Raw genomic sequence first — 21975 nt, forward strand, 5'->3', positions numbered from 1 at the left:
CGGGACCGGCCGTGACGCACATCGGGGACCCGTCCGGGCCCTCACCCTGCCGCAGTCGCCCGTGTCCCGATTAATCTGGTGGACCAAAGGCGCGACGACCGCGCCCGCACCCCTGCCGCCCGCCCGGTGCGCCAGGGGATTCCTGCGACCCGAGGAGTGACCCTCTCAGGCGATGGACGGATCGTCCGGCAGTACCTGCGCCGCCCCCTCCCGACATAGCGCCGGCCGGCCCCGCCCGGTCCGCGTCCCCACGGAGGCGGTGGCATCATGACCACCCCCCTGCTGCTCCTGGCAGCCGCACTCCTGCTGATTCTCGCCAACGGCTTCTTCGTGGCCGCCGAGTTCGGCCTCGTCACCGTCGAGCGCCCCGACGCCGAACGGGCCGCCGCGACCGGTGACCGGCGCGCCCGCCGCGTCGTGGCCTCCCTCAAGGAGCTGTCCTTCCAGCTCTCCGGCACCCAGCTCGGCATCACCCTCACCTCCCTCGTCGTCGGCATGCTCGCCGAACCGGCCCTCGCCCGGCTGCTGCACGGCCCGGTCACCGCCCTCGGCGTGCCCGGCGGTGCCGTGTCCGGCATCTGCGTGGTCGTCGGCGTACTGCTGGCCTCCGCCGTGCAGATGGTGATCGGTGAACTCGTGCCCAAGAACTGGGCCGTCTCCCGCCCGCTGCAGGTCGCCCGCTTCGTCGCCGGCCCGCAGCAGGTCTTCGCCCGGCTGTTCCGCCCGGTCATCGCCGGACTGAACGCCGTCGCCAACCGGCTGGTGCGCCTCTTCGGCATCGAACCCACCCAGGAACTCGCCTCCGCCCGCACCCCGGGCGAACTGGTCTCCCTGGCCCGGCACTCCGCCCGGGCCGGCGCCCTGGAACAGGACACGGCCGACCTCTTCGTGCGCACCCTGTCCCTGGCGGAGCTGGCCGCGCAGCACGTGATGACACCGCGCGTGAAGGTGAGCGCCCTGCAGTCCTCGGCCACCGCCCAGGACGTCGTCAACCTCACCCGGGCCACCGGCCTGTCCCGCTTCCCCGTCTACCGGGAGCGGATCGACGAGGTGACCGGCATCGTCCATCTCAAGGACGCGCTCGCCGTGCCCGCCCGCGACCGGCTCCGCACCCCCGTCGAGGACATCGCCCGCCCCGCGCTGCTGGTGCCCGAGACGCTGCCCGTGCGGGCGCTGCTGACCCGGCTGCGCAGCGAACAGCCCATCGCCGTCGTCGTCGACGAGTACGGCGGCACCGCGGGCGTCGTCACCCTCGAGGACATCGTCGAGGAGATCGTCGGCGAGGTCCGCGACGAGCACGACGACCCGGACACGCCCCAGCTCACCGCCGCCCCGCCGCAGGACGGCAACCCCGTCTGGGACGTCGACGGGGGCGTTCGCGTCGACCAGCTGCGCCGCATCGGCCTGGAGGCACCCGACGGGCCCTACGAGACCGTCGCCGGACTGGTGGCCGACGTCCTCGGCCGCATCCCGGCCGTCGGCGACCAGGTGGAGCTGCCCGGCTGGCGCCTGTCGGTGCGCCGGGTCGGCCACTACCGCGCCGACCGGGTCCGCCTGGTCAGGACCGCGCCGCTGCCGCTGGTGGAGGCCGCGGGATGAGCGTCCTCCAACTCCTGTTCGCCGCGCTGCTGGTGCTCGCCAACGGATTCTTCGTCGGCGCCGAGTTCGCGCTCGTGTCCGTGCGCCGCAGCCAGATCGAACCGCTCGGCACCGCCCGCGCCCGCCAGGTGCTGCACGGACTGGAACACCTGCCGCAGATGATGGCGGCGGCCCAGTTCGGCATCACCGTCTGCTCCCTGACGCTCGGCGCGGTCGCCGAGCCGACGGTGGCCCGCCTGCTGGAGCCCGTCTTCGCGTGGATCCACCTGCCGCCGGGCATGGTCCACCCGCTCGGCTACGTCATCGCGCTCGCCGCGGTGGTCTTCTTCCACCTCGTCATCGGGGAGATGCTCCCCAAGAACCTCGCGATGGCGGCCCCCGAGAAGGCCGCGCTGTGGCTCAGCCCCGGCCTGGTCTGGTTCGCCCGCCTGTGCCGCCCGGTCACGGCCGCGCTCGGCGCCTGCTCGGAGGCCGTCCTGCGGCTGTTCCGGGTCGAGCCGAAGGACGAGGTGGAGGCCGTCTTCACCAGCGAGCAGCTCAACCGGCTGGTGGAGCACTCCGGCCGGGCCGGCCTGCTCGACCCGGAGGAGACCGAACGCCTGGAGGACGCCCTCGGACTGGCCAGCCGCCCGGTGACGGACGTCCTGCTCGGGCACGCGTCGCTGGTGACCGTCGAACCGTCGGTCACCCCGGCGCGCGTGGTGGAGCTCACCGCCCGCACCGGCTACTCCCGCTTCCCGGTCGCCGCCGAGGACGGCGACGCCTACCTGGGCTACCTGCACGTGAAGGACGTCCTCGACCTGGAGGACGACGAGCGTCCGGTGCCGCGCAGGCTGTGGCGGCCGATGACCACCCTGCGCGCCGACGTCCCGCTGGACGACGCCCTCACGGTGATGCGCCGCGCCGCCACCCATCTGGCTCAGGTGGCCGACGCGTCCGGGGCGGTACTGGGCCTGGTCGCCCTGGAGGACGTCCTGGAGACGCTGGTCGGCGAGGTCCACGACCCCGCCCACCGGCAGCTGCCACAGGTGCGGCTGACCGAGCCCCGCGCGAGCGGCGAGCCGGAACAGGCCCTGGCCACCTAGCGTTCGCCGCGCCGGCGGCGCGTCACCGTCCCGGGGGGTCCTGCGGGCTGCGGCCCGACAGGACCTCCCCGTACGCCTGCATCAGGTCCGGCAGCCGCAGCGTCGACAGGTCCTCCCGGGTCAGCGTGCCCGGCACGGTGGACAGCCGCAGGTCGCGGTACGCGCAGCTCTTCTCGTACAGGGTGCGCAGGAAACGCCCGTTGCCCAGCTCGTCGATCCACTGCTGGTCCACCACGTGACCGGCGACGGACCGCAGCTCGTCCAGGGCCTCCTCGTCCCACACGTCCCCGTTGTCGGCCGCGAGCACCTTGCCGATCTCGGTCAGCTCCAGCGGCCGGTAGGACGGGAAGTCGACCCGGGTGGTGAACCGGGAGGACAGCCCCGGGTTGGCGGTCAGCAGCCGGTCCATGCCCTCCGGATAGCCGGCCAGGATCACCACCAGGTGGTCGCGGTTGTCCTCGGCCCGCTTCAGCAGCACCTGCAGGGCCTCGTCGCCGTACGCGTCGCCCTTGCCGTACCCGGAGTTGGAGAGCGAGTAGGCCTCGTCGACGAAGAGGACCCCGCCGAGCGCGGAGTCGATCAGCTCGTTGGCCTTCACGGCCGTCTGCCCGAGGTACTCGCCGACCAGGTCGGCGCGCTGCGCCTCCACGAGATGGTCGCCGCCGAGCAGTCCGAGGGCGTAGAAGACCCGGCCCAGGATGCGGGCCACGGTGGTCTTCCCGGTGCCGGAGGGGCCGGAGAAGACGAAGTGCCGTTTGGGCGGCTGCACCGGCAGGCCCTGCCCGGCCCGCAGCCGCGCCATGTTGAGCTGCGCCGACAGCGCTTTGACCTGTCGCTTCACCGGTTCGAGACCGACCATGCGCTCCAACTCGGCGAGGGCCTCCTCCAGTAACGCCGGATCGGTGGGCCCGGTGGGCAGCGGCACCTGCGCGGAGCCCGTCCGCTCCCGCACCGGGGCGACGGACAGCGGGGGCAGCGGGGCGGGCGGCGGCTCCGGGTCGGACAGCCGCAGGTCGCGGCCCTCCGTGCCGAACAGCGGATCGAGGGTGTCGGGTGTGTCCAGGGTGTCCTGGCCGGCGCCGGTGAGCGTGATCGCGGCGAGGCCCGCGTCGTCGTAGCCGTCCCCCTCGGAGATCGCCGCGAGCCGCGCCGAGGTGTCCATGAAGGCGGGGTCGACCCGGTGCACGGCCCGGTACAGGGGGAGTGCGGCGGCGCTGCGGCCGGTCCCCTCGTGCGCCCGGGCCAGCCAGTAGCGCAGTTCCTTGCGCTGCGGCTGCTCGCTGCGGCAGCGCATCAGGGCCGCGGACAGCAGGGGTTCGGCCTGCCCGTACATCTCCAGCCGGACCCGGGCCATGCCGCCGAACAGGCCCGCCTCGATGCCGAGCAGCGGGTCACCGAGCAGCGGGTCGGTGTGCCGGACCAACTGCTCCCAGTCCTTGACGAGATAGGCACGGCAGGCGTGCAGGAAGCGGACCTGGGGTTCGGTGTCCACGGGCGGCAGTCCGGCAAGCGCCCGGTCCAGTTCGGGGACGTGCCGGCCGTCCAGCCAGTGGGAGGCGTGCGCGAGCAGCAGGTCCCGCGGGCTCTCCAGCACGGGCTGCACCCACCACCCCAGCCAGTACCAGGAGTTGAGGGTGCGTCGGTGCCGGGTGCGCTGCTCGCCGAAGCGGTCCCGGTGCCGGAACATGCGCAGCAGCGCGGTCGTCGTGTCGACCCGCAGCGCGTGCAGCCCGAGCCAGCCGTCGGCCATCCCGGGGTCGATCCGTACCGCGTTCCGGAACTCCTCCTCGGCCTGCGGATAGGCGCCCATGGTGTAGGCGTCGACGCCCCGCAGCCAGGCCAGGTCGGCCGGGGCCTGCGGGCCATGCGTGCCGAAGTCCATCGCGTCCCCCACGAACCGTGCCCCTGTCGGTGTGCCGGCCGGCCCTCGTCCGTCGGCTCCCCAAGGTCAAGGTCGAACCGCTGTGCCACGGACCGGAGTTGCAGGTGCGCAGCAGCGTCCCCCGATCGCACCGAGGGCATCGTACCCGCGACGGCGCCACGGCCGTAGGGTGCCGCCCGGCCGGGGCGGTGGAGGGAGGGGGCACGCGGGGCCGCCGAACGGTGACCGAGCGTGACGGACAGGGGGCCCGCGGCGTCCGGAGGGCGCGGAGCGGGCAGAACGAAGCCCCCGATCACGGGGGAACAACCGGGGGCTTCGTGTCCGCGAGCGGTCCCGAAGGGCCGCACATTGAGAACGTAAGACCTGTACGGCCCGGCGGTCAAGCCAAGTTGGGGTACCCGGGCAACTTGTCCGACGAGGCGTTTTCACAGGTTCAGCACACTGCTGGCGGTCCGTCACCGACGGTGAACGGCGGTCCCGCATCAGCCGTCACGGCGGGCCCGGGGAGCACCTCGTACCCCTCCTCCCGCTGCCGCACCAGAAGGTCCGCGAACGGCCGGGAGGGGTCCTCGGCGAAGTGCCGCCGTTCCGCCGCCACCCACCCGTCCCAGAACTCCCGCAGCTCCGCGCCGTCCCGGGCCCGCCCCCGCGCCCAGGAGTCCGCCGCGGGCAGGTCCATCCACAGCAGCAGCGCCAGGTGCGGGCGCAGGGCCCGGCGTCCCGCGCCGACCCCCTCGACGAGGACGACCGGCGCGGGCGGCAGCGGCCGGGGCTCCCCGAAGCGGCGGGAGTGCCAGTCGTAGGGGGAGTAGCGCGCCGTCCGGCCGGCCCGGAGCGGCTCGATCACCTGGTCGGACAGCCGCCCGGTCCACGCGAACAGCTCCTCGTGGCTGGCGACGTCGTCGAGCCGCAGCACCGGGGCGCCGCCCAGGGCCGCGGCCAGCCGGCCGGCGAACGTGGACTTTCCGGAGCCCGCGTGCCCGTCGACGCCGACGAGCCGCACCGGGCCGCAGGACGGGGCGAGCCGGTGGATGCGGGCGGCGAGAGCGTGCACGGCCGGCTCCCGGGGTGTGGGGGAGGGGACAGGACGCCAGCACTGTAGGCCGTGGGCGGACCCGCCCGCACGACGGCGCCCGCCGCCGGCGGACCCGCGGGTGCGTCCTCGCTCCCCCGGGGCGCCGTCAGAGGTCGAGACCCATATTGGCCGGCGCGGCACGGCCCCGGGTGCTGGCCGGACCGGCGCGGCTGCGTCCATAGTGGGCGCACGCCCGTTCCCACCGGTGGACGCACACCGTCCGACCGGCCGTGCACCGGACCTGCCCCGACTCGGACACCTGGGGGTCTGCCACCCATGAGCCAAGCCGAACAGCCGTCCCGCAGAATCCTGTTGACGGCCGCGGTCGCCGCGACCGTGGCCGGCGGCGCGACCTCGGCGGCCGCCGCCCCGCGCCCGGCCCCCGCCGCCGCCCCCGCCGCCCCGGCCGATGGCCGCGCTCCCGGGCGCCTCGTCGACAACCGCGCCTGGACGACCCACGCCGACTGGCGCACCGGCACCGCCCGCGGCACCCGGGCCGTCGCCGGCTCGCGGCCCGCCCTGGTGATCTCCCGCCCGGCGGGCACCACCGAGTACACCGACCCCCACACCGGCCGCACCGCCCCGTGGGAGTACGCGACCTGGACCTCCCCCCTGCACCGGCTCTCCGTCCCCACGACCGAGGTGATCGCCTCCTGGAACGCCCGGACCCCGGAGGGCACCTGGCTCCAGATCGAACTGCGCGGCACCTACGACGACGGCACGCACACCCCCTGGTACGTCATGGGCCGCTGGGCGTCCGGCGACCGGGACATCCGGCGGACCTCGCTGGACGGCCAGGGCGACGGCCGCAGCACCGTGTGGACCGACACCCTCGCCGTCGACGACCCGGCCTCGGGCACGCGCCTGGTCGCCCACCGGCTGCGGCTCACCCTCCACCGCCGCCCCGGCACCCGGCTCACGCCCGCCGTGTGGCGGCTCGGCGCGATGGGCTCCGACATCCCCGACCGTTTCACCGTCCCGGCCTCCCCGCCCCGCGTGGCCCGGGAACTGGCCGTCCCGCGCTACTCGCAGGAGATCCACAAGGGCCGGTACCCGGAGTACGACAACGGCGGCGAGGCGTGGTGCAGCCCCACGTCCTCACAGATGATCATCGAGTACTGGGGCGGCCGGCTCTCCGAGGAGGAACTGGCCTGGGTCGATCCGTCGTACGACGACCCGCAGGTGTGCCACGCGGCCCGGCACACCTACGACCACGCCTACGCCGGCTGCGGCAACTGGCCGTTCAACGCGGCCTACGCGGCCGGCTTCGAGGGGATCCGGGGCGTGGTCACCCGGCTCGGCTCCCTGGCCGACCTGGAGACCCTGATCGCCGCGGGCATCCCGGTGATCACCTCCCAGTCCTTCCTGAAGGAGGAGCTGACCGGCGCCGGGTACGGCACAGCCGGGCACCTGATGACCGTGATCGGCTTCACCGCCGACGGCGACGTGATCGCCAACGACCCGGCCTCCCCCAGCAACGAGGCCGTGCGGCGGGTCTACCGGCGGCGCGAGTGGGAGAACATCTGGCTGCGGACCAAGCGGTACAACGCCTCCGGCAAGGTCGTCTCCGGCACCGGCGGGATCTGCTACCTCTACTTCCCGGCCCGCCCCGGAGCGCGGCAGCGCAGGGCGCTGGCGGCGGTGGGCGTGCGCTGAGGCGCGCGGGCGGCTGTGCCCCGGAAGCGCGGGCGGCTGTACCCCGGAATGCGGGATCCAGCCGCCCGTGTGACCAAGGTCTCGGCCGCAGAGGCCGCTTCCGGTGGCAAAGTGGACAACTCCGTACGGGGGAACCACCGCACCACCGAGACCAGCGAGATGCCATGACCGCCACCGCAGCCACCGTCACCGCCACCCGCGCCCGCACCGGAGGTCCCCAGGAGGACGGCCCGAAGATCCTCGAGCACGTGATGGGCTGGACCCTCGTCGTGGTCCTGGCGATGCTGGTGACCCGGCTCGGACTCCTCTGACCCGGCCGCGGGGCGACCTGCCATACTGCGGGGGTCCCGCCCCCCGCAGAAGACCAGGGTCGCCTTGAGTGTCAGTCAGCAACCGGCCGCACGCCCGCGCGTACGCCGTACCGAACGCTCCCTGACGCGTCGTGCAGAGCTCATCGCGATCGGGCGGCGCCTGTTCGCCGACACCTCCTACGACGCGCTCTCCATGGACGACATCGCGCGCCAGGCGCAGGTCGCCAAGGGGCTGATCTACTACTACTTCCACTCCAAGCGGGGCTACTACCTGGCGATCATCGAGGACGCGGTCGCCGATCTCGTCACCTTCGCGGGGAGCGGGACCGACCGGCCGCCGGTGGACCGGGTGCACCGCACCATCGACGGCTACCTGCGCTACGCCGAGCACCACCAGGCCGCCTACCGCACGATCGTCAGCGGCGGCGTCGGTTTCGACACCGAGGTGCAGGCCGTCCGGGACGGGGTGCGCGAGGCGATCGTGACCACCATCGCCGAGGGCGCCTACGGACGGGGCGACGCGATCTCCCCGGTGGCCCGGATGGGGCTGCTGTCCTGGGTGTGCAGCGTCGAGGGTGCCACCCTCGCCTGGATCGAGCGGCCCGAGCTGCCGCGCGAGGTCATGACGGACCTGCTGGTGAAGACGCTCGGCGGCGCCCTGCGGGCCATCGAGGAGCTGGACCCCGCCCACCCGGCCCCGGAGCCCGCCCGCCGGGACACCTGAGCCGGGCCCGCCCGCACGGCCCCGGGCGCCCCGGAGGGCGGAGGTCCCCCCCGTGGAACCCCCGCCCCGGTGTCCCGCGTGCGTCCGGCTAGCGGATGGCCCGGATCAGCTCACCGTCGGCGGTGTCGCCGCTCAGCTCCCAGAAGAACGTCCCGGCCAGGCCCTCCCGGTCCTTGTAGTCCATCTTGTCCGCGATGGTGGCCGGGGTGTCGTAACTCCACCACTCGTCACCGCACTTGGCGTAGGCGGTGCCGCCGACGGTGCCGGTGGCGGGGCACTCGGTCCGGAGCACCTTGTAGTCGTCGATGCCCGGCTCGTACGTGCCCGGGGCCGGCCCGCTCGCCGTACCGCCCGGCGCGGACCGGGTGACCCCGGTCCAGCCGCGGCCGTAGAAGCCGATGCCGAGCAGCAGCTTCGACGACGGGATGCCGAGGCCTTTGAGCCCGGCGATGGTGGCGGAGCTGTGGAAGCCGGCCTCGGGGATGCCGTCGTACGAGGTCAGCGGTGAGTGCGGGGCGGTGGGGCCGGTGGCGTCCCAGGCGCCGAAGTAGTCGTACGTCATCGGGTTGTACCAGTCGACGTACTGCGCGGCGCCCGCGTAGTCGGCGGCGTCGATCTTGCCACCGGGTGTGGCGTCGGCGGGGATCGCCGCGGTGACCAGGTTCTCGGAGCCGAACGTGGTGCGCATCGCCGCCATCACGTCGCGGAACGCGTCCCGGCCGCTGGTGTCACAGGTGGCGCCGCAGGCGTTGGGGTACTCCCAGTCGATGTCGATGCCGTCGAAGACGTCGGCCCACCGGGGGTCCTCGACCAGGTCGTGGCAGGACCGGGCGAAGGCGGCCGGGTCCTTCGCGGCCTCGCCGAACCCGCCGGACCAGGTCCAGCCGCCGAAGGACCACAGGATCCTGAGGTCCGGGTGCTTCTTCTTCAGCTCGCGCAGCTGGTTGAAGGTGCCCCGCAGCGGTTGGTCCCAGGTGTCGGCGACACCGTCGACGGACTGGCCGGCCGTGTAGGCGCGCTCGGTGGCCGCGTAGGAGTCGCCCATGGCGCACCGGCCGCCGGTGACGTTGCCGAAGGCGTAGTTGATGTGGGTGAGCTTCTCCGCCGAGCCCGAGGTGTCGATGTTCCTGACGAGGTACGAGCGGTCGTAGGTGCCCCATTCGGTGAAGTAGCCGATGACCTTCGAACCGGCGGCGGCCTCCTGAGCCGAGGTCGCGGCGGTCGCGGTCGGGGTGCTCGCGCCGGCGAGCAGTCCGGCGCCGAGTACGGCGGCGCAGGCGGTGGACAGGAGCGCCCGCAGGGTGCGGGGGCGGTGGGGGGACGGCATCCGGTGTCTCCTCGTGGGGGAGGGGAGCCCGGGTCGTTTTGGCATGAACGCAGCGACCCGGTGGGAAGCGAAACACTAGGAGGACTAGACCACTCCGGTCAATGGTGCGGACCAATCCGGACGGCCGGCGGTTTCCTGAAGTAAGCGGTCGTTAACTGGTGACGGGATGCCGCGGATCGGGCATACTCACAGCGCAAGCCGCTGATCAGCAGCTTCCGAGACCCGGAAGCGCGAGCAGCGGGAAGGCACCGGAACGACCCGGCGGAGCCGCCCCCAACCCAAGGCGCACATCCGCCGATGTGCCCGACAGGGAGGAGAGCGTCGCCATGCCCGACCACGCCCCGCAGCCGGTGGACCGGCAACTGCCCACCGACGAGGCCCGGGACCTCATCTCGCTCGTCCGGGACATCGCCCAGCGCGAGATCGCCCCGCGGGCGGCCGAGGAGGAGGACGCTGGCCGCTTCCCGCGCGAGCTGTTCACCCTCCTGTCCGAGTCCGGACTGCTCGGCCTTCCCTACGACGCGGAGTTCGGCGGCGGCGACCAGCCGTACGAGGTCTACCTCCAGGTCCTGGAGGAGCTCGCCGCGGCCCGCCTGACCGTCGGCCTGGGCGTCAGCGTGCACACCCTCGCCTCCTACGCGCTCGCCGCCTACGGATCCAAGGAGCAGCAGGCCGAACACCTGCCCGCGATGCTCGGCGGCGGCCTGCTGGGCGCCTACTGCCTCTCCGAGCCCGCCTCCGGCTCCGACGCGGCCTCCCTGCGCACCAGGGCCGTGCGCGACGGCGACCACTGGGTGATCACCGGCACCAAGGCGTGGATCACCCACGGCGGCATCGCCGACTTCTACACGGTCATGGCCCGCACCGGCGAGGACGGCCCGCGCGGCATCTCCGCCTTCCTGGTGCCCGGCGACGCCGAGGGGCTGGGCGGCGCGGCACCCGAGAAGAAGATGGGCATGAAGGGCTCGCCCACCGCCCAGGTCCACCTCGACGGCGTACGCGTCGGCGACGACCGGCGCATCGGCGAGGAGGGCCAGGGCTTCGCCATCGCCCTGTCCGCGCTGGACGGCGGCCGGCTCGGCATCGCGGCCTGCGCCGTCGGCCTGGCCCAGGCGGCGCTCGATGAGGCCCTGCGGTACGCCTCGGAGCGCCGGCAGTTCGGCAAGCCGATCGCCGACTTCCAGGGGCTCAGGTTCATGCTCGCCGACATGGCCACCCAGATCGAGGCGGGCCGCGCCCTGTACCTCGCGGCGGCCCGGCTGCGCGACGCCGGACGGCCCTTCGCGAAGCAGGCGGCCATGGCGAAGCTGCACTGCACCGACACGGCGATGCGGGTCACCACCGACGCCGTGCAGATCCTCGGCGGCTACGGCTACACCGCGGACTTCCCGGCCGAGCGCTACATGCGCGAGGCCAAGGTGCTGCAGATCGTCGAGGGCACCAACCAGATCCAGCGCATGGTCATCGCCCGTCATCTCGCGGGTCCGGAGTCCCGCTGAACTGACCGAGCCCCCGGAAGGGCGCCGCGAGCCGGGCCCATTCGGGATCGTGGCGCCCCGGCAGGGTGCGCCCGCGGTCGGCCCAGGTCCGCAGCAGATCGCGGTAGATCGGCGGATCGGGCAGCCGGGGCGGGGCCGGGGCGGGCGGCGGGACGAAGAGACGGCGCTGACGCCCGGTCGTCGAGTACGTGGGGGTCGTCATACCCGGGCAACGCGGGAGCGACCGGGCACGTCACCCGCCGACGGAATAGGCCGTGCGTTCGCCCCCCGTCCCGCGCACGGCGCGACCCCCGGGGCGAGGGCCGGCGGACGGGGGGCAAGTGCCGTGGCCCGGCACCCCGTTGCGGGACGCGCGGGGACACCGGACGCCGCGCGGGGACGTCTCCTGGGTGGGTCCCCGTGTCCGCGCGTCCACACTTACGGGTGAGGGCGGGGGCGGGCCGCCGCCCTCGGCCGCAGCGGCGGTCAGGCGGCGTGGCGGCGCATGCCGGGAACCCGGATCGGGCGCGAGCCCGGCCCGCCGACGTGCGAGAACGGCTGCGTCCGCCAGTCGAGCCCCTGGGGCAGCGTCAACAACAGCGCGGTGTCCTGCTCCTGCGGGGTGACGGACTCGTCCGCGGGGCGCGCGTCGGAGGCCCGGCGGCCGGTCCCGGCGCAGACCGTGAGCCCGAACGGGTTCCACGGCGAGGCGCACAGCGCGTGCTCCGGAAGGACCTCCTCGTCCGCCAGCAGCGCGATCGGCTGGGCGCAGTCCGGGCAGACCACCCGGTACATCTCGAAGGTGTCGTAGGTGTCCGACTCCTCGTCCAGGGCGTCCCGTTCGACACCTTCCGGAAAGAGCTCGACCACCGGCTGCCGGCGCTTGGACGCGGTACGGCGCTGAAGACTCTGCATTGGGTTCTCCCCCTCGGGCTGGGCCGTGACGGCATTGCGGCCTCGACCACAGCAAGCACTTCCCGTCCCCCCTGGGGGGTAATCACGAGAACATCACGGAGACTGTTCGAAGTGTGTGGCGTTCGTCACATGCCGCTCGCAGGTGCCCCGTGCGCGGGTCTTTGTCCCCCGCGCGGGACCGGCCGCGCGCCCTCCGCCGCACGGACGAGGCATGACCTGGGCCGTTCAGGTATCCGCGGCGATCACCGGCCCTGTAGGTTCTCCGCCATGGAGGAGCTGGACCGACAGATCGTGCAGCTGCTCGTCAAAGACGGGCGGATGAGCTACACAGACCTGGGCAAGGCCACGGGCCTGTCCACCTCGGCCGTGCACCAGCGGGTGCGCCGGCTGGAACAGCGCGGCGTGGTGCGCGGCTACGCCGCGGTCGTGGACCCGGAGGCCGTCGGCCTGCCGATCACCGCCTTCATCTCGGTCAAACCCTTCGACCCCAGCGCCCCCGACGACATCGCCGACCGCCTGTCCGAGGTTCCCGAGATCGAGGCGTGCCACAGCGTCGCGGGCGACGAGAACTACATCCTCAAGGTGCGCGTGTCCACACCCCACGAGCTGGAGGAGCTGCTGGCCCGCGTCCGCACGCTGGCCGGCGTCTCGACCCGCACGACGGTGGTCCTCTCCACGCCCTACGAAGCGCGCCCCCCGCGCATCTGACCGCCCCGCCGGGCCGGGCGCCCCGCGGTGCCCCGGGGAACCGGACCTGGCTGCGGGCCCGGACGTCCGGGGAGCGAGACTGTGGGGCATGAGCGAACGCACCGTCCCGATCCGCACCGTCCTGCTCCGCCGCGGAGAGGTCCACAGTCCCGCCGACCCGTTCGCCACCGCGATGGTCGTCGAGCGGGGCCAGGTGGCGTGGGTCGGCTCCGAGGGAGCGGCCGACGCCTTCGCCGACGGCGTCGACGAGGTGATCGACCTCGACGGTGCGCTGGTCACCCCGGCGTTCACCGACGCGCACGTCCACACCACGGCCACCGGCCTCGCACTCACCGGCCTCGACCTGTCCGACGCCCCGTCCCTGGAGGCCGCACTCGCCCGCGTACGCGACTTCGCCGCGGCCCGCCCCCACGACCGCGTCCTGCTCGGCCACGGCTGGGACGCCGCGCGCTGGCCCGGCGGCCGTCCCCCCACCCGCGCCGAACTCGACGCGGCCACCGGCGGGCGCCCCCTCTACCTGAGCCGCATCGACGTGCACTCGGCGGTCGTCACCACCGCGCTGCTCGATCTCGTCCCCGGCCTCGTCGTCCGGGAGGACGCCCCGCTCACCGGGGACGCCCACCACGCGGTGCGGGCCACCGCCCTCGGCGCCGTCACGCCCGCACAGCGCACCGAGGCCCAGCGCGCCGCCCTCGCCCACGCCGCCTCGCTCGGCATCGGCACCGTCCACGAGTGCGGCGGCCCCGAGATCTCCTCCGAGGACGACTTCACCGGCCTGCTGCGGCTCGCCGCCGAGGACGACGTGCCGCGCGTGGTCGGCTACTGGGCCGAGCAGAACGTCGTCCGCGCGCGGGAGCTCGGGGCCGCCGGCGCCGCCGGTGACCTGTTCGCCGACGGCGCCCTCGGCTCGCACACCGCGTGCCTGCACGAGCCCTACGCGGACGCCGCCCACACGGGCACCGCCCACCTGGACGCCGCGGCCGTCGCCGCCCATGTGGTCGCCTGCACGGAGGCGGGGCTCCAGGCCGGCTTCCACGCCATCGGCGACGCCGCGATCGGCGCCGTCACCGAGGGGATGCGGGCCGCCGCCGACAAGCTGGGCCTCGCCCGGATCCGGGCCGCCCGGCACCGCGTCGAGCACGCCGAGATGCTCACCCCCGGCACCGTCGCCGCGTTCGCCGAACTCGGGCTGACCGCCTCCGTCCAGCCGGCCTTCGACGCCCTGTGGGGCGGCGAGGACGGCATGTACGCCCGGCGGCTGGGCGCGGAGCGGGCCCGCACCCTGAACCCGTTCGCGGCCCTGCTGCGCGCCGGCGTCCCCCTCGCCTTCGGCTCCGACAGCCCGGTGACGCCCCTCGACCCGTGGGGCACCGTCCGGGCCGCCGCGTTCCACCGCACCCCGGAGCACCGTGTCTCGGTGCGTGCCGCGTTCACCGCCCACACCCGCGGCGGCTGGCGGGCGGTCGGGCGCGACGACGCGGGCGTCCTGGTGCCCGGCGCCCCCGCCGACTACGCCGTGTGGCGGACCGGCCCACTCGTGGTCCAGGCCCCCGACGACCGGGTGGCCCGCTGGTCCACCGACCCCCGCTCCGGCACCCCGGGGCTGCCCGACCTCACGCCGGGCAGCGACCTGCCCGTGTGCCTGCGCACCGTGGTCGGCGGGCACACCGTCCACGTACGGCCGGGCGAGTGATCCGCACGGCCGGTACGGTGACGATCATGCCCGCCGGCCCGGTCGCCCGACCTGCACATCCTCTGCCCTGACCAGGCCGTTTGCGGCAGAGGCGCAGGTCGGGCGGCTGTTGACAGGCAGCCGCGGACGACCGGTAGGTTCGGCCGGGTCCACCACCGGACACCCGACCGCGGAACTTCCGGCCACTCGTGGCGGCGCCGCTGGGTCAGGGACGGTGTCCTGCACCGGAACACCGTCACTGGGAGCCAGGCACAGCGCCCGCGCAGCCCGGGGGGAACGTTCCGGCCGGTCGGGGAGGTGCGACCCCGGATGGGGCCGGGCGCTCAGTAGACAACGGCACAGGTCGATCCGCAGCCGGCGGGTCCCGGGCCGGCCCGAAGGGCGCCGGGCCCCCATCCGCTGCACGCCGCCGCGCCACCGTCGCACCGCGCCCCGCGGGGCCTTCGCCGCACACGGCCGACGGGAGCACCTACCCGGTCATCGGAAAGTGACACCACCGTACGCACGTCCCCTCACGTCGGCGCAGGCCGTGACCACTATGGTGGGACCCTGCGCACAGGACATGAAGGGGCAGCAGTGAACGACGGCGACGGGATCCTCGCGGCAGGAGCCCAGGGGAGGACTTTCGGCCCGCTCGGCACGGCTTTGGTGATCATCCCGACCTACAACGAGGCGGAGAACATCAAGGCGATCGTGCGACGGGTGCGGGAGGCCGTTCCCGAGGCGCACGTCCTGGTGGCCGACGACAACAGCCCCGACGGCACCGGCAAGCTGGCCGACGAGCTGGCGGCGGAGGACGAACTGGTCAAGGTGCTGCACCGCACCGGCAAGGAGGGCCTGGGCGCCGCCTACCTCGCGGGCTTCCGCTGGGGCATGGAACACGGCTACGGCGTCCTGATCGAGATGGACGCCGACGGCTCCCACCAGCCGGAGGAGCTGCCCCGTCTGCTCACCGCCCTCAAGGGCGCCGACCTGGTGCTCGGCTCGCGCTGGGTGCCCGGCGGCCGGGTGGTCAACTGGCCCAGGTCCCGCGAGATCATCTCGCGCGGGGGGAGCCTCTACTCCCGCGTGGCGCTCGACCTGCCCCTGCGGGACATCACCGGCGGTTTCCGCGCCTTCCGCACCGAGACGCTCAAGGGCCTCGGTCTCGACGACGTCGCCTCCCAGGGCTACTGCTTCCAGGTCGACCTGGCGCGCCGCGCGGTGAAGGCCGGCTACCACGTCGTCGAGGTGCCCATCACCTTCGTCGAGCGCGAACTCGGCGACTCCAAGATGAGCCGGGACATCCTTGTCGAGGCGCTGTGGCGGGTCACCGCCTGGGGCGTCGGCGAGCGGGTCGGCAAGGTCCTCGGACGCACCGGCCACAAGACCGTGGACGGCGGTCCGGATGCCGCGGCGGAGACCGGGCAGCGGGCCCCCGCGCCCGCGGACGCCCGGACCGGCGGGAGCAGCCCCGGCCAGGAGCACGGCGGAGAGCGCCGGGACACGACGCCGCAGGACACCTGATCAGCCGCTTATCCCGCACTGAGCCGGGCCCAGGCACACTGGGAGCATGACGACTGGCGCTCAGACCCCGCATCCCGCCCGGCCCCGGCGCTCCCGGCTGCGCACCGTGCTGCCGTTGGCCGTCGCCGCATGGCTCGTGCTGGAGATCTGGCTGCTGACCCTGCTCGCCGGGGCGACGAACGGTCTGGTGGTGCTGCTGGTCCTGGTGGCCGGTCTGGTGCTCGGCTCCGCCGTCATCAAGCGGGCCGGCCGCCGGGCCTTCAAGAACCTCGGCGAGACGCTGCAACAGCAGCAGAGCGGGTCCGTCGCCGGGCCCCGGCCGAACAGCGAGGGCAACGGGCTGATGATGCTGGGCGGCCTGCTGCTGATCCTTCCCGGCCTGATCTCGGACGCACTGGGTCTGCTGCTGCTCGTGCCCCCGGTCCAGCGGGCCGTCAGCCGCACCGCCGAGCGCGCCGTGGAGCGCAAGCTGCGCGAGGTCGCGGACGGGTCCCTGGGGGACGCCTTCCAGCAGGCGCGCATGCACCGGCCCGACGGCAAGGTGGTGCAGGGCGAGGTGATCCGGGACGAGCCCGGGGCCGGCCCGGGCGGTTCACCGCAGGAGCCGCGTCCCCCGCTCACCCGCTGATCCGCGCCGGGGGCGGTGGCCCGCGGCGGCCGCCGGGCGCGGACACACCGCCGGGTCCGGACCGCCGGGCGTGGACGCACCGCCGGGTCCGCACCGCCGGGCGCGGACGCACCGCCGGGCGCGGACGCACCGCCGGGCGCGGACGCACCGCCGGGTCCGGACACACCGCCGCTTCCCGGCCACGAAGGACCGCGGGCACCCCACCCGGAGGTGGGGTGCCCGCGGTCCTGTGCTCACGTGCGGGGTGCGGGTCGTCCGAGCCGCGCTGGGATCAGGCCGACTTGCGGCTGTCCCGCGGATGAACCGCGATGTTCATCGCACCGGAACGCAGTACGGCCAGACGCTCCTCGAGGACCTCTTCGAGTTCCTCGCGGGTGCGCCGTTCCATCAGCATGTCCCAGTGCGTACGCGCAGGCTTGGCCTTCTTCTCCTCGGGGCCGTCGCCGTCCACCAGGAGTGCCTGGGCACCGCAGACCTTGCACTCCCACTCCGGCGGGATCTCCGCCTCGACCGAGAAGGGCATTTCGAAGCGGTGCCCCTTCTCGCATGCGTACTCCACGGCCTGGCGCGGGGCCAGGTCGATGCCGCGGTCCGTCTCGTAGCTGGTCACCACGAGGCGCGTGCCGCGAAGAGCTCGCTCACTCATGAATCGTGCCTCCCGGGCTTGTCGCCCACAGGACAGGTGTCGCTGTCGTCGTCATCCGGTCAACGTCCGGGCGGCGGTAAAGATTCCCCGTCCCGAGATCCGATCCGGGTCATGCGTCGCCGTCGTAGCCGCAGCCTTGTCAACCAGTGCAGTACCCCCCGACGTCCGCTTTGTCACCTCTGTTGCGAGATGTGACTCAGCGTTCGGCATCTTTGACGCGCAGTAACGGTACGCCTGGCAGGCCAAACGCGTACACTACAGCCCTTTCGCTCCCGGCGCTAAATCCGCTCGGGGACGGGGTTGCCCGCGTCGGCGATCGCCCGCCGCACCGGAACGCGCGCGAGCAGCACGAACCCCAGGACGAAGAAGCCCACCAGCGACAGGATCGCGTCACGGTAGCTGCCGGTCACCTGATAGGTCAGGCCGAACAGCAGCGGCCCGAGCCAGCTCATCCCGCGGTCGCTCAGCTCGTACGCGGAGAAGTACTCGGCCTCCTTGCCCGGCGGGACCATGTGGGAGAACAACGACCGGGACAGCGCCTGGCTGCCGCCCAGGACCAGCCCGATGCCCGCGGCCAGCACGAAGAACCACACGGGCGCGTTCGCGGGCAGGAAGTACCCGGCGGCCAGTGTCAGCGTCCAGGCGACGAGGGAACCGAGGACGGTGCGCTTGGCCCCGTAGGTGCGGGCCAGTCGGCCCAGTGCGAGCGCGCCCGCCACGGCCAGCACCTGGACCAGCAGGACCGCCACGATGAGCGTCGACTGCCCGAGCCCCAGTTCCTTCGAGCCGTAGAGGGACGCCTGGGAGATCACCGTCTGGATGCCGTCGTTGTAGACCAGATAGGCGAGCAGGAAGGCCAGGGTGAGCGGGTGGCGGCGCATGTCCCGGAGCGTCGCCGCGAGCTGCCGGAACCCGGACACGGCGCCGCCCGCCTCCCGCGCGGGGGCCCGCCGGTCACGGAGCCGGCGCAGCGGCACCAGGGTGAAGGCGCCCCACCACAGCCCGGCCGACGCCAGGCAGATGCGCACCGCCATGCCCTCCGACACCCCGAAGGAGTCGTGCGCGGTGTAGAGGACCAGGTTGGCCATGAGCACCAGGGCCCCGGCCGCGTAGCCGAACGCCCAGCCCCGCGAGGACACGGCGTCGCGTTCCTCGGGTGTGGCGATCTGCGGCAGGTACGCGTTGTAGAGCATCATCGCCACGGACTGCGCCGCGTTCGCCACCACCAGCAGCAGCCCGCCGAGCAGATAGCGCTCGCCGGCCAGGAAGAACATCCCCGCGGTGGCCGCGGCGCCGGTGTACGCGGCGGCCGCCAGCAGCGGCTTCTTGCGTCCCGTCCGGTCGGCGGCGGCGCCCGCCAGCGGCATCAGCACGACCGCCAGGATCACCGACAGGGACACCGCGTAGGCGAAGAAGGAGCCCGCGCGGACCGGGATCCCCAGCGGGTGCACGAACCCCTCCGCGTCCGCCGCGGCCTCGGCGACCGACGTCAGATAGGGACCGAGGAACACCGTGACCACGGTGGTGGAGTAGACCGAGCACGCCCAGTCGTAGACGTACCAGCCGTGCTGTTCGCGCCGCCGGCCGGCCGCCTCGTCCGGTGCCGGTGATCGCACGGTGTCGGTGCCCACCCGTCCCCCCTCGCTTCCCCGTGAATCGCGCCCGGGCCGGGGGAGGGGACCTCAGACCTCAGACCCAGAGTCCGCGGTCCTCCAGGACCTTGCGCAGTGTGTCGATGCGATCGGTCATGATGCCATCCACTCCCAGGTCCAGGAACTGGTGCATCCGCTCGGCTTCGTTGACCGTCCACACGTGCACCTGGAGCCCGCGGGCATGGGCGGCCCGGACGAAGCGGTGATCGACCACCGGGACCCCCGACTGCGACTGGGGCACCTGGGCGGCCACCGCTGTCGGGCGCAGGACCGCGGGCAGCCCCCAGGACCGCAGTCGCAGCCCCAGCACGCCCCGCGTGCCGTACGAGGTGGCCAGGCGCGGACCCGCCAGCCGCTCCGCCCGCACCACCCGGGCCTCCGAGAACGAGCCGAGGCAGACCCGGTCCCAGGCGTTCGCGCGCTCGATCAGTTCCAGGAAGGGCAGCAGCGCGGGCTCGGCCTTGACGTCGACGTTCCACCGCGCCTCGGGGAACGTCTGGAGCAGTTCCTCGAACAGCGGCACCGGCTCGGCTCCCCCCACCCGAGCCTGCGCCACGTCCCGCCAGGGCAGGTCGGCGATCCGCCCGGCCCCGTCCGTCACCCGGTCCAGCGTGGCGTCGTGGAAGGCGACCAGCCGCCCGTCGCGGGTGGCGTGGACGTCGGTCTCCAGGTACCGGTAGCCCGTCTCGACGGCGCACCGGAACTGCCGCACGGTGTTCTCCAGGCCGTCGGCCGCTCCGCCCCGGTGGGCGAACGCGAGGGGGCCGGGATGGTCGAGGTAGGGGTGGCGTATCCGCGGGGTCACGGTCGCAGTATCGCGCGCCCCGGCCGGCCCTCCGCAACGACCCTGCCGCCACCGTCCGGCCCGGGCACGGCGAACACGCGCAGGAAGAGCTGGGCGAGCGGGCCGATGGTCAGCGCGTACAGCAGGGTGCCGACGCCCACGGTGCCGCCGAGCAGGAACCCGGTGACCACCACCGTGATCTCCAGCGCGGTGCGCACCACCCGGATCGACACCCCGGTGCGCTGGTGCAGCCCGGTCATCAGCCCGTCGCGCGGGCCCGGCCCGAAGCGGGCGGCGATGTACAGGCCCGTCGCCGCGCCGTTGAGCACGATGCCCGCCACCAGCAGGGGCACCCGCACGGTCAGGGTGTGCGCGTCCGGCACCAGGGCCAGCGTCGCGTCCATCGCCATGCCGATCACCAGCACGTTGGAGACGGTGCCCAGGCCGGGCCGCTGGCGCAGCGGGATCCACAGCAGCAGCACGACCGCGCCCACGATGGTCAGCACCACGCCGATCGACAGCCCGGTCAGCCCGGCCAGGCCCTGGTGCAGCACGTTCCACGGTTCCAGTCCCAGGCCCGACCGGACCAGCAGCGCGGAGCTGGCGCCGTACAGCGCCAGGCCGGCGTACAGCTGGAACAGCCGCCGCGCGAGATGCCCGGACCGGGGTGAGTGGCTGGCCAAGGAGTGCCCCCTGTGTGGTGGAAGTGGACCGACGCATGACACCCTGTGGCGGGGATGGACTCATCATCCATGGCCAATCCGCGGAAGGTGGACTGATTTCCATGGCGCAGTGGACCTCGGCAGTGGGTGCCGCGCAACTGTCCCGGCTGCTCCAGTCCCAGCAGGACCGCCCGGCCGGCCCCGGGACCCGGCGCCCTCCCGCCTACCGCGCGCTGGCCGACGGCATCCGGCTGCTGGTCCTGGAGGGCCGCGTCCCGGTCGCCGCCCGGCTGCCCGCCGAGCGGGAACTGGCCCTCTCCCTGTCCGTCAGCCGCACGACCGTGGCCGCCGCCTACGAGGCGCTGCGCGGCGAGGGCTTTCTGGAGTCCCGGCGCGGAGCCGGCAGCTGGACCGCGGTGCCGGCCGGCAACCCGGTGCCGGCGCGCGGACTCGAACCGCTGCCGCCCGAGGCCCTCGGCGCCATGATCGACCTCGGCTGCGCCGCGCTGCCCGCGCCCGAGCCCTGGCTGACCCGTGCCGTCCAGGGGGCCCTGGAGGAACTCCCGCCGTACGCGCACACCCACGGCGACTACCCGGCCGGGCTGCCCGCGCTGCGCTCGATGATCGCCGACCGGTACACCGCGCGGGGCATCCCCACCATGCCCGAGCAGATCATGGTGACCACCGGTGCGATGGGCGCCATCGACGCCATCTGCCACCTCTTCGGCGGCCGGGGCGAGCGCATCGCCGTCGAGTCGCCGTCCTACGCCAACATCCTGCAGCTGATGCGGGAGGCCGGCGCCCGGCTCGTCCCGGTCGCGATGGCCCCGGGCCTGGACGGCTGGGACATGGACCGCTGGCGCCAGGTGCTGCGTGAGGCGGCGCCCCGGATCGCCTACGTCGTCGCCGACTTCCACAACCCGACCGGCGCGCTCGCCGACGAGGACCGGCGCCGCGCCCTGGTGGACGCGGCACGCTCGGCGGGGACCGTGCTGGTCTCCGACGAGACCATGACCGAGCTGTGGCTCGACCCCGACGTGCGGATGCCGCGCCCGGTGTGCGCCTTCGACCCGGCCGGCTCCACCGTGGTCACGGTCGGCTCCGCCAGCAAGGCCTTCTGGGCGGGCATGCGCATCGGCTGGGTGCGGGCGGCCCCCGACGTGATCCGCAGCCTGGTCGCGGCCCGCGCGTATGCCGACATGGGCACGCCCGTGCTGGAGCAGCTCGCCGTGAACTGGCTGTTCACGACCGGTGGCTGGGAGCAGGCCGTCGAGCTGCGCCGGGCGCAGGCCCGCGACCACCGCGACGCCCTGGTCGCGGCGGTGCGGCGGGAGCTGCCCGGCTGGGAGTTCGAGGTGCCGCACGGCGGACTGACCCTGTGGGTGCGCACCGCCGGTCTCTCCGGCTCGCGGATCGCCGAGGCGGGGGAGCGGGTCGGCGTCCGGGTGCCGTCCGGGCCGCGCTTCGGGGTGGACGGGGCGTTCGAGGGATATGTGCGCCTGCCGTTCACCGTGAGCGGAGCCGTGGCGGACGAGGCGGCGGCCCGGCTGGCCGCGGCGGTCCGCAGGGTGGAGAGCGGCGGCACGAACGGCACGGAGGCGCCGCGCTCGTTCGTCGCGTAGCGAACGGGCACGGCGCCCCGGA

At 73.9% G+C, this 21975-nt stretch carries 19 protein-coding genes; 11 read left to right on the forward strand and 8 right to left on the reverse strand.

What is annotated here, in order from left to right; all coding sequences use genetic code 11:
- Window positions 1–267: 267 nt before the first annotated feature.
- Window positions 268–1599: a hemolysin family protein gene (locus ACIRPP_RS16895; RefSeq protein WP_403642936.1), complete on the forward strand. Its 1332-nt coding sequence runs from the start codon at window positions 268–270 to the stop codon at window positions 1597–1599.
- Entirely contained in the window at window positions 1596–2684 is a 1089-nt protein-coding gene (locus ACIRPP_RS16900; RefSeq protein ID WP_403642939.1) for a hemolysin family protein, read from the forward strand. Before ACIRPP_RS16895 ends, ACIRPP_RS16900 begins: the two co-directional genes overlap by 4 nt.
- A gap of 22 nt (window positions 2685–2706) precedes the next feature.
- Here the strand turns inward: ACIRPP_RS16900 and ACIRPP_RS16905 are convergent, their stop codons facing one another.
- Both ACIRPP_RS16905 and ACIRPP_RS16910 read right to left on the reverse strand, forming a co-directional pair.
- Window positions 2707–4566 carry an AAA family ATPase gene (locus tag ACIRPP_RS16905; RefSeq protein WP_403643073.1) on the reverse strand — a complete coding sequence of 620 codons (1860 nt, stop codon included), beginning with the start codon at window positions 4564–4566 and terminating at the stop codon, window positions 2707–2709.
- A gap of 433 nt (window positions 4567–4999) precedes the next feature.
- Complete coding sequence (locus ACIRPP_RS16910) at window positions 5000–5620, reverse strand: uridine kinase (protein WP_403642941.1); 621 nt, start codon at window positions 5618–5620, stop codon at window positions 5000–5002.
- A 297-nt stretch (window positions 5621–5917) separates the two neighbouring features.
- Between ACIRPP_RS16910 and ACIRPP_RS16915 the strand changes: the two genes are divergently transcribed.
- The 3 genes from ACIRPP_RS16915 (at window position 5918) to ACIRPP_RS16925 (ending at window position 8332) form a co-directional block, all read left to right on the forward strand.
- Window positions 5918–7297 (forward strand): peptidase C39 family protein, encoded by a 1380-nt coding sequence (locus tag ACIRPP_RS16915; RefSeq protein WP_403642944.1) that lies wholly within the window; start codon window positions 5918–5920, stop codon window positions 7295–7297.
- Window positions 7298–7461: 164 nt separating this feature from the next.
- Window positions 7462–7608: an SCO1431 family membrane protein gene (locus ACIRPP_RS16920; protein ID WP_164333228.1), complete on the forward strand. Its 147-nt coding sequence runs from the start codon at window positions 7462–7464 to the stop codon at window positions 7606–7608.
- 64 nt (window positions 7609–7672) lie between these two features.
- Window positions 7673–8332 carry a TetR/AcrR family transcriptional regulator gene (locus tag ACIRPP_RS16925; RefSeq protein ID WP_403642947.1) on the forward strand — a complete coding sequence of 220 codons (660 nt, stop codon included), beginning with the start codon at window positions 7673–7675 and terminating at the stop codon, window positions 8330–8332.
- An 88-nt stretch (window positions 8333–8420) separates the two neighbouring features.
- On the opposite strand, the gene ACIRPP_RS16930 is transcribed toward ACIRPP_RS16925, so the two are convergent.
- Complete coding sequence (locus ACIRPP_RS16930) at window positions 8421–9659, reverse strand: glycoside hydrolase family 18 protein (protein WP_403642950.1); 1239 nt, start codon at window positions 9657–9659, stop codon at window positions 8421–8423.
- 326 nt (window positions 9660–9985) lie between these two features.
- Between ACIRPP_RS16930 and ACIRPP_RS16935 the strand changes: the two genes are divergently transcribed.
- Window positions 9986–11158, forward strand: a complete 1173-nt coding sequence (locus ACIRPP_RS16935; RefSeq protein ID WP_403642953.1) for an acyl-CoA dehydrogenase family protein — start codon at window positions 9986–9988, stop codon at window positions 11156–11158.
- Between the two features lie 465 nt (window positions 11159–11623).
- Here ACIRPP_RS16935 and ACIRPP_RS16940 read toward each other — a convergent pair whose 3' ends face one another.
- Complete coding sequence (locus tag ACIRPP_RS16940; RefSeq protein ID WP_403642956.1) at window positions 11624–12052, reverse strand: hypothetical protein; 429 nt, start codon at window positions 12050–12052, stop codon at window positions 11624–11626.
- A gap of 267 nt (window positions 12053–12319) precedes the next feature.
- On the opposite strand from ACIRPP_RS16940, the gene ACIRPP_RS16945 reads away from it, so the two are divergent.
- The 4 genes from ACIRPP_RS16945 to fxsA all read left to right on the forward strand — a co-directional run bounded on the left by ACIRPP_RS16945 (window position 12320) and on the right by fxsA (window position 16587).
- Window positions 12320–12760 carry an Lrp/AsnC family transcriptional regulator gene (locus ACIRPP_RS16945; RefSeq protein WP_164338175.1) on the forward strand — a complete coding sequence of 147 codons (441 nt, stop codon included), beginning with the start codon at window positions 12320–12322 and terminating at the stop codon, window positions 12758–12760.
- Window positions 12761–12848: 88 nt separating this feature from the next.
- Window positions 12849–14453 carry an amidohydrolase gene (locus tag ACIRPP_RS16950; protein ID WP_403642959.1) on the forward strand — a complete coding sequence of 535 codons (1605 nt, stop codon included), beginning with the start codon at window positions 12849–12851 and terminating at the stop codon, window positions 14451–14453.
- 576 nt (window positions 14454–15029) lie between these two features.
- Window positions 15030–15959 (forward strand): polyprenol monophosphomannose synthase, encoded by a 930-nt coding sequence (locus ACIRPP_RS16955; protein ID WP_403642962.1) that lies wholly within the window; start codon window positions 15030–15032, stop codon window positions 15957–15959.
- 46 nt (window positions 15960–16005) lie between these two features.
- Window positions 16006–16587: an FxsA family membrane protein gene (gene fxsA / locus ACIRPP_RS16960; protein ID WP_403642965.1), complete on the forward strand. Its 582-nt coding sequence runs from the start codon at window positions 16006–16008 to the stop codon at window positions 16585–16587.
- A 271-nt stretch (window positions 16588–16858) separates the two neighbouring features.
- Here fxsA and ACIRPP_RS16965 read toward each other — a convergent pair whose 3' ends face one another.
- The 4 genes from ACIRPP_RS16965 to ACIRPP_RS16980 all read right to left on the reverse strand — a co-directional run bounded on the left by ACIRPP_RS16965 (window position 16859) and on the right by ACIRPP_RS16980 (window position 20352).
- Window positions 16859–17233, reverse strand: coding sequence for an RNA polymerase-binding protein RbpA (locus ACIRPP_RS16965; RefSeq protein WP_003977404.1), 375 nt, complete (start codon window positions 17231–17233; stop codon window positions 16859–16861).
- Window positions 17234–17511: 278 nt separating this feature from the next.
- Entirely contained in the window at window positions 17512–18864 is a 1353-nt protein-coding gene (locus ACIRPP_RS16970; RefSeq protein WP_403642968.1) for an MFS transporter, read from the reverse strand.
- Window positions 18865–18922: 58 nt separating this feature from the next.
- A complete protein-coding gene (locus tag ACIRPP_RS16975; protein WP_403642971.1) occupies window positions 18923–19690 on the reverse strand; it encodes a glycerophosphodiester phosphodiesterase in 768 nt (255 codons plus the stop codon).
- A complete protein-coding gene (locus ACIRPP_RS16980; protein WP_403642973.1) occupies window positions 19687–20352 on the reverse strand; it encodes a YitT family protein in 666 nt (221 codons plus the stop codon). Before ACIRPP_RS16980 ends, ACIRPP_RS16975 begins: the two co-directional genes overlap by 4 nt.
- Window positions 20353–20453: 101 nt before the next feature.
- On the opposite strand from ACIRPP_RS16980, the gene ACIRPP_RS16985 reads away from it, so the two are divergent.
- The gene (locus ACIRPP_RS16985) at window positions 20454–21953 is read left to right on the forward strand and encodes a PLP-dependent aminotransferase family protein (RefSeq protein ID WP_403642976.1); all 1500 of its coding nucleotides are present in this window, start codon (window positions 20454–20456) and stop codon (window positions 21951–21953) included.
- The last annotated feature ends 22 nt before the right edge of the window (window positions 21954–21975 follow it).

The organism is Streptomyces sp. NPDC101219 (assembly GCF_044767675.1).
Taxonomy (GTDB): Bacteria; Actinomycetota; Actinomycetes; order Streptomycetales; family Streptomycetaceae; genus Streptomyces.

Coding starts and splice junctions, on each gene's coding strand:
- ACIRPP_RS16895 (WP_403642936.1), top strand. CDS start 268: ATGACCACCCCCCTGCTGCTCCTGGCAGCCGCACTCCTGCTGATTCTC.
- ACIRPP_RS16900 (WP_403642939.1), top strand. CDS start 1,596: ATGAGCGTCCTCCAACTCCTGTTCGCCGCGCTGCTGGTGCTCGCCAAC.
- ACIRPP_RS16905 (WP_403643073.1), bottom strand. CDS start 4,566: ATGGACTTCGGCACGCATGGCCCGCAGGCCCCGGCCGACCTGGCCTGG.
- ACIRPP_RS16915 (WP_403642944.1), top strand. CDS start 5,918: ATGAGCCAAGCCGAACAGCCGTCCCGCAGAATCCTGTTGACGGCCGCG.
- ACIRPP_RS16920 (WP_164333228.1), top strand. CDS start 7,462: ATGACCGCCACCGCAGCCACCGTCACCGCCACCCGCGCCCGCACCGGA.
- ACIRPP_RS16930 (WP_403642950.1), bottom strand. CDS start 9,659: ATGCCGTCCCCCCACCGCCCCCGCACCCTGCGGGCGCTCCTGTCCACC.
- ACIRPP_RS16935 (WP_403642953.1), top strand. CDS start 9,986: ATGCCCGACCACGCCCCGCAGCCGGTGGACCGGCAACTGCCCACCGAC.
- ACIRPP_RS16940 (WP_403642956.1), bottom strand. CDS start 12,052: ATGCAGAGTCTTCAGCGCCGTACCGCGTCCAAGCGCCGGCAGCCGGTG.
- ACIRPP_RS16945 (WP_164338175.1), top strand. CDS start 12,320: ATGGAGGAGCTGGACCGACAGATCGTGCAGCTGCTCGTCAAAGACGGG.
- ACIRPP_RS16950 (WP_403642959.1), top strand. CDS start 12,849: ATGAGCGAACGCACCGTCCCGATCCGCACCGTCCTGCTCCGCCGCGGA.
- fxsA (WP_403642965.1), top strand. CDS start 16,006: ATGACGACTGGCGCTCAGACCCCGCATCCCGCCCGGCCCCGGCGCTCC.
- ACIRPP_RS16965 (WP_003977404.1), bottom strand. CDS start 17,233: ATGAGTGAGCGAGCTCTTCGCGGCACGCGCCTCGTGGTGACCAGCTAC.
- ACIRPP_RS16985 (WP_403642976.1), top strand. CDS start 20,454: ATGGCGCAGTGGACCTCGGCAGTGGGTGCCGCGCAACTGTCCCGGCTG.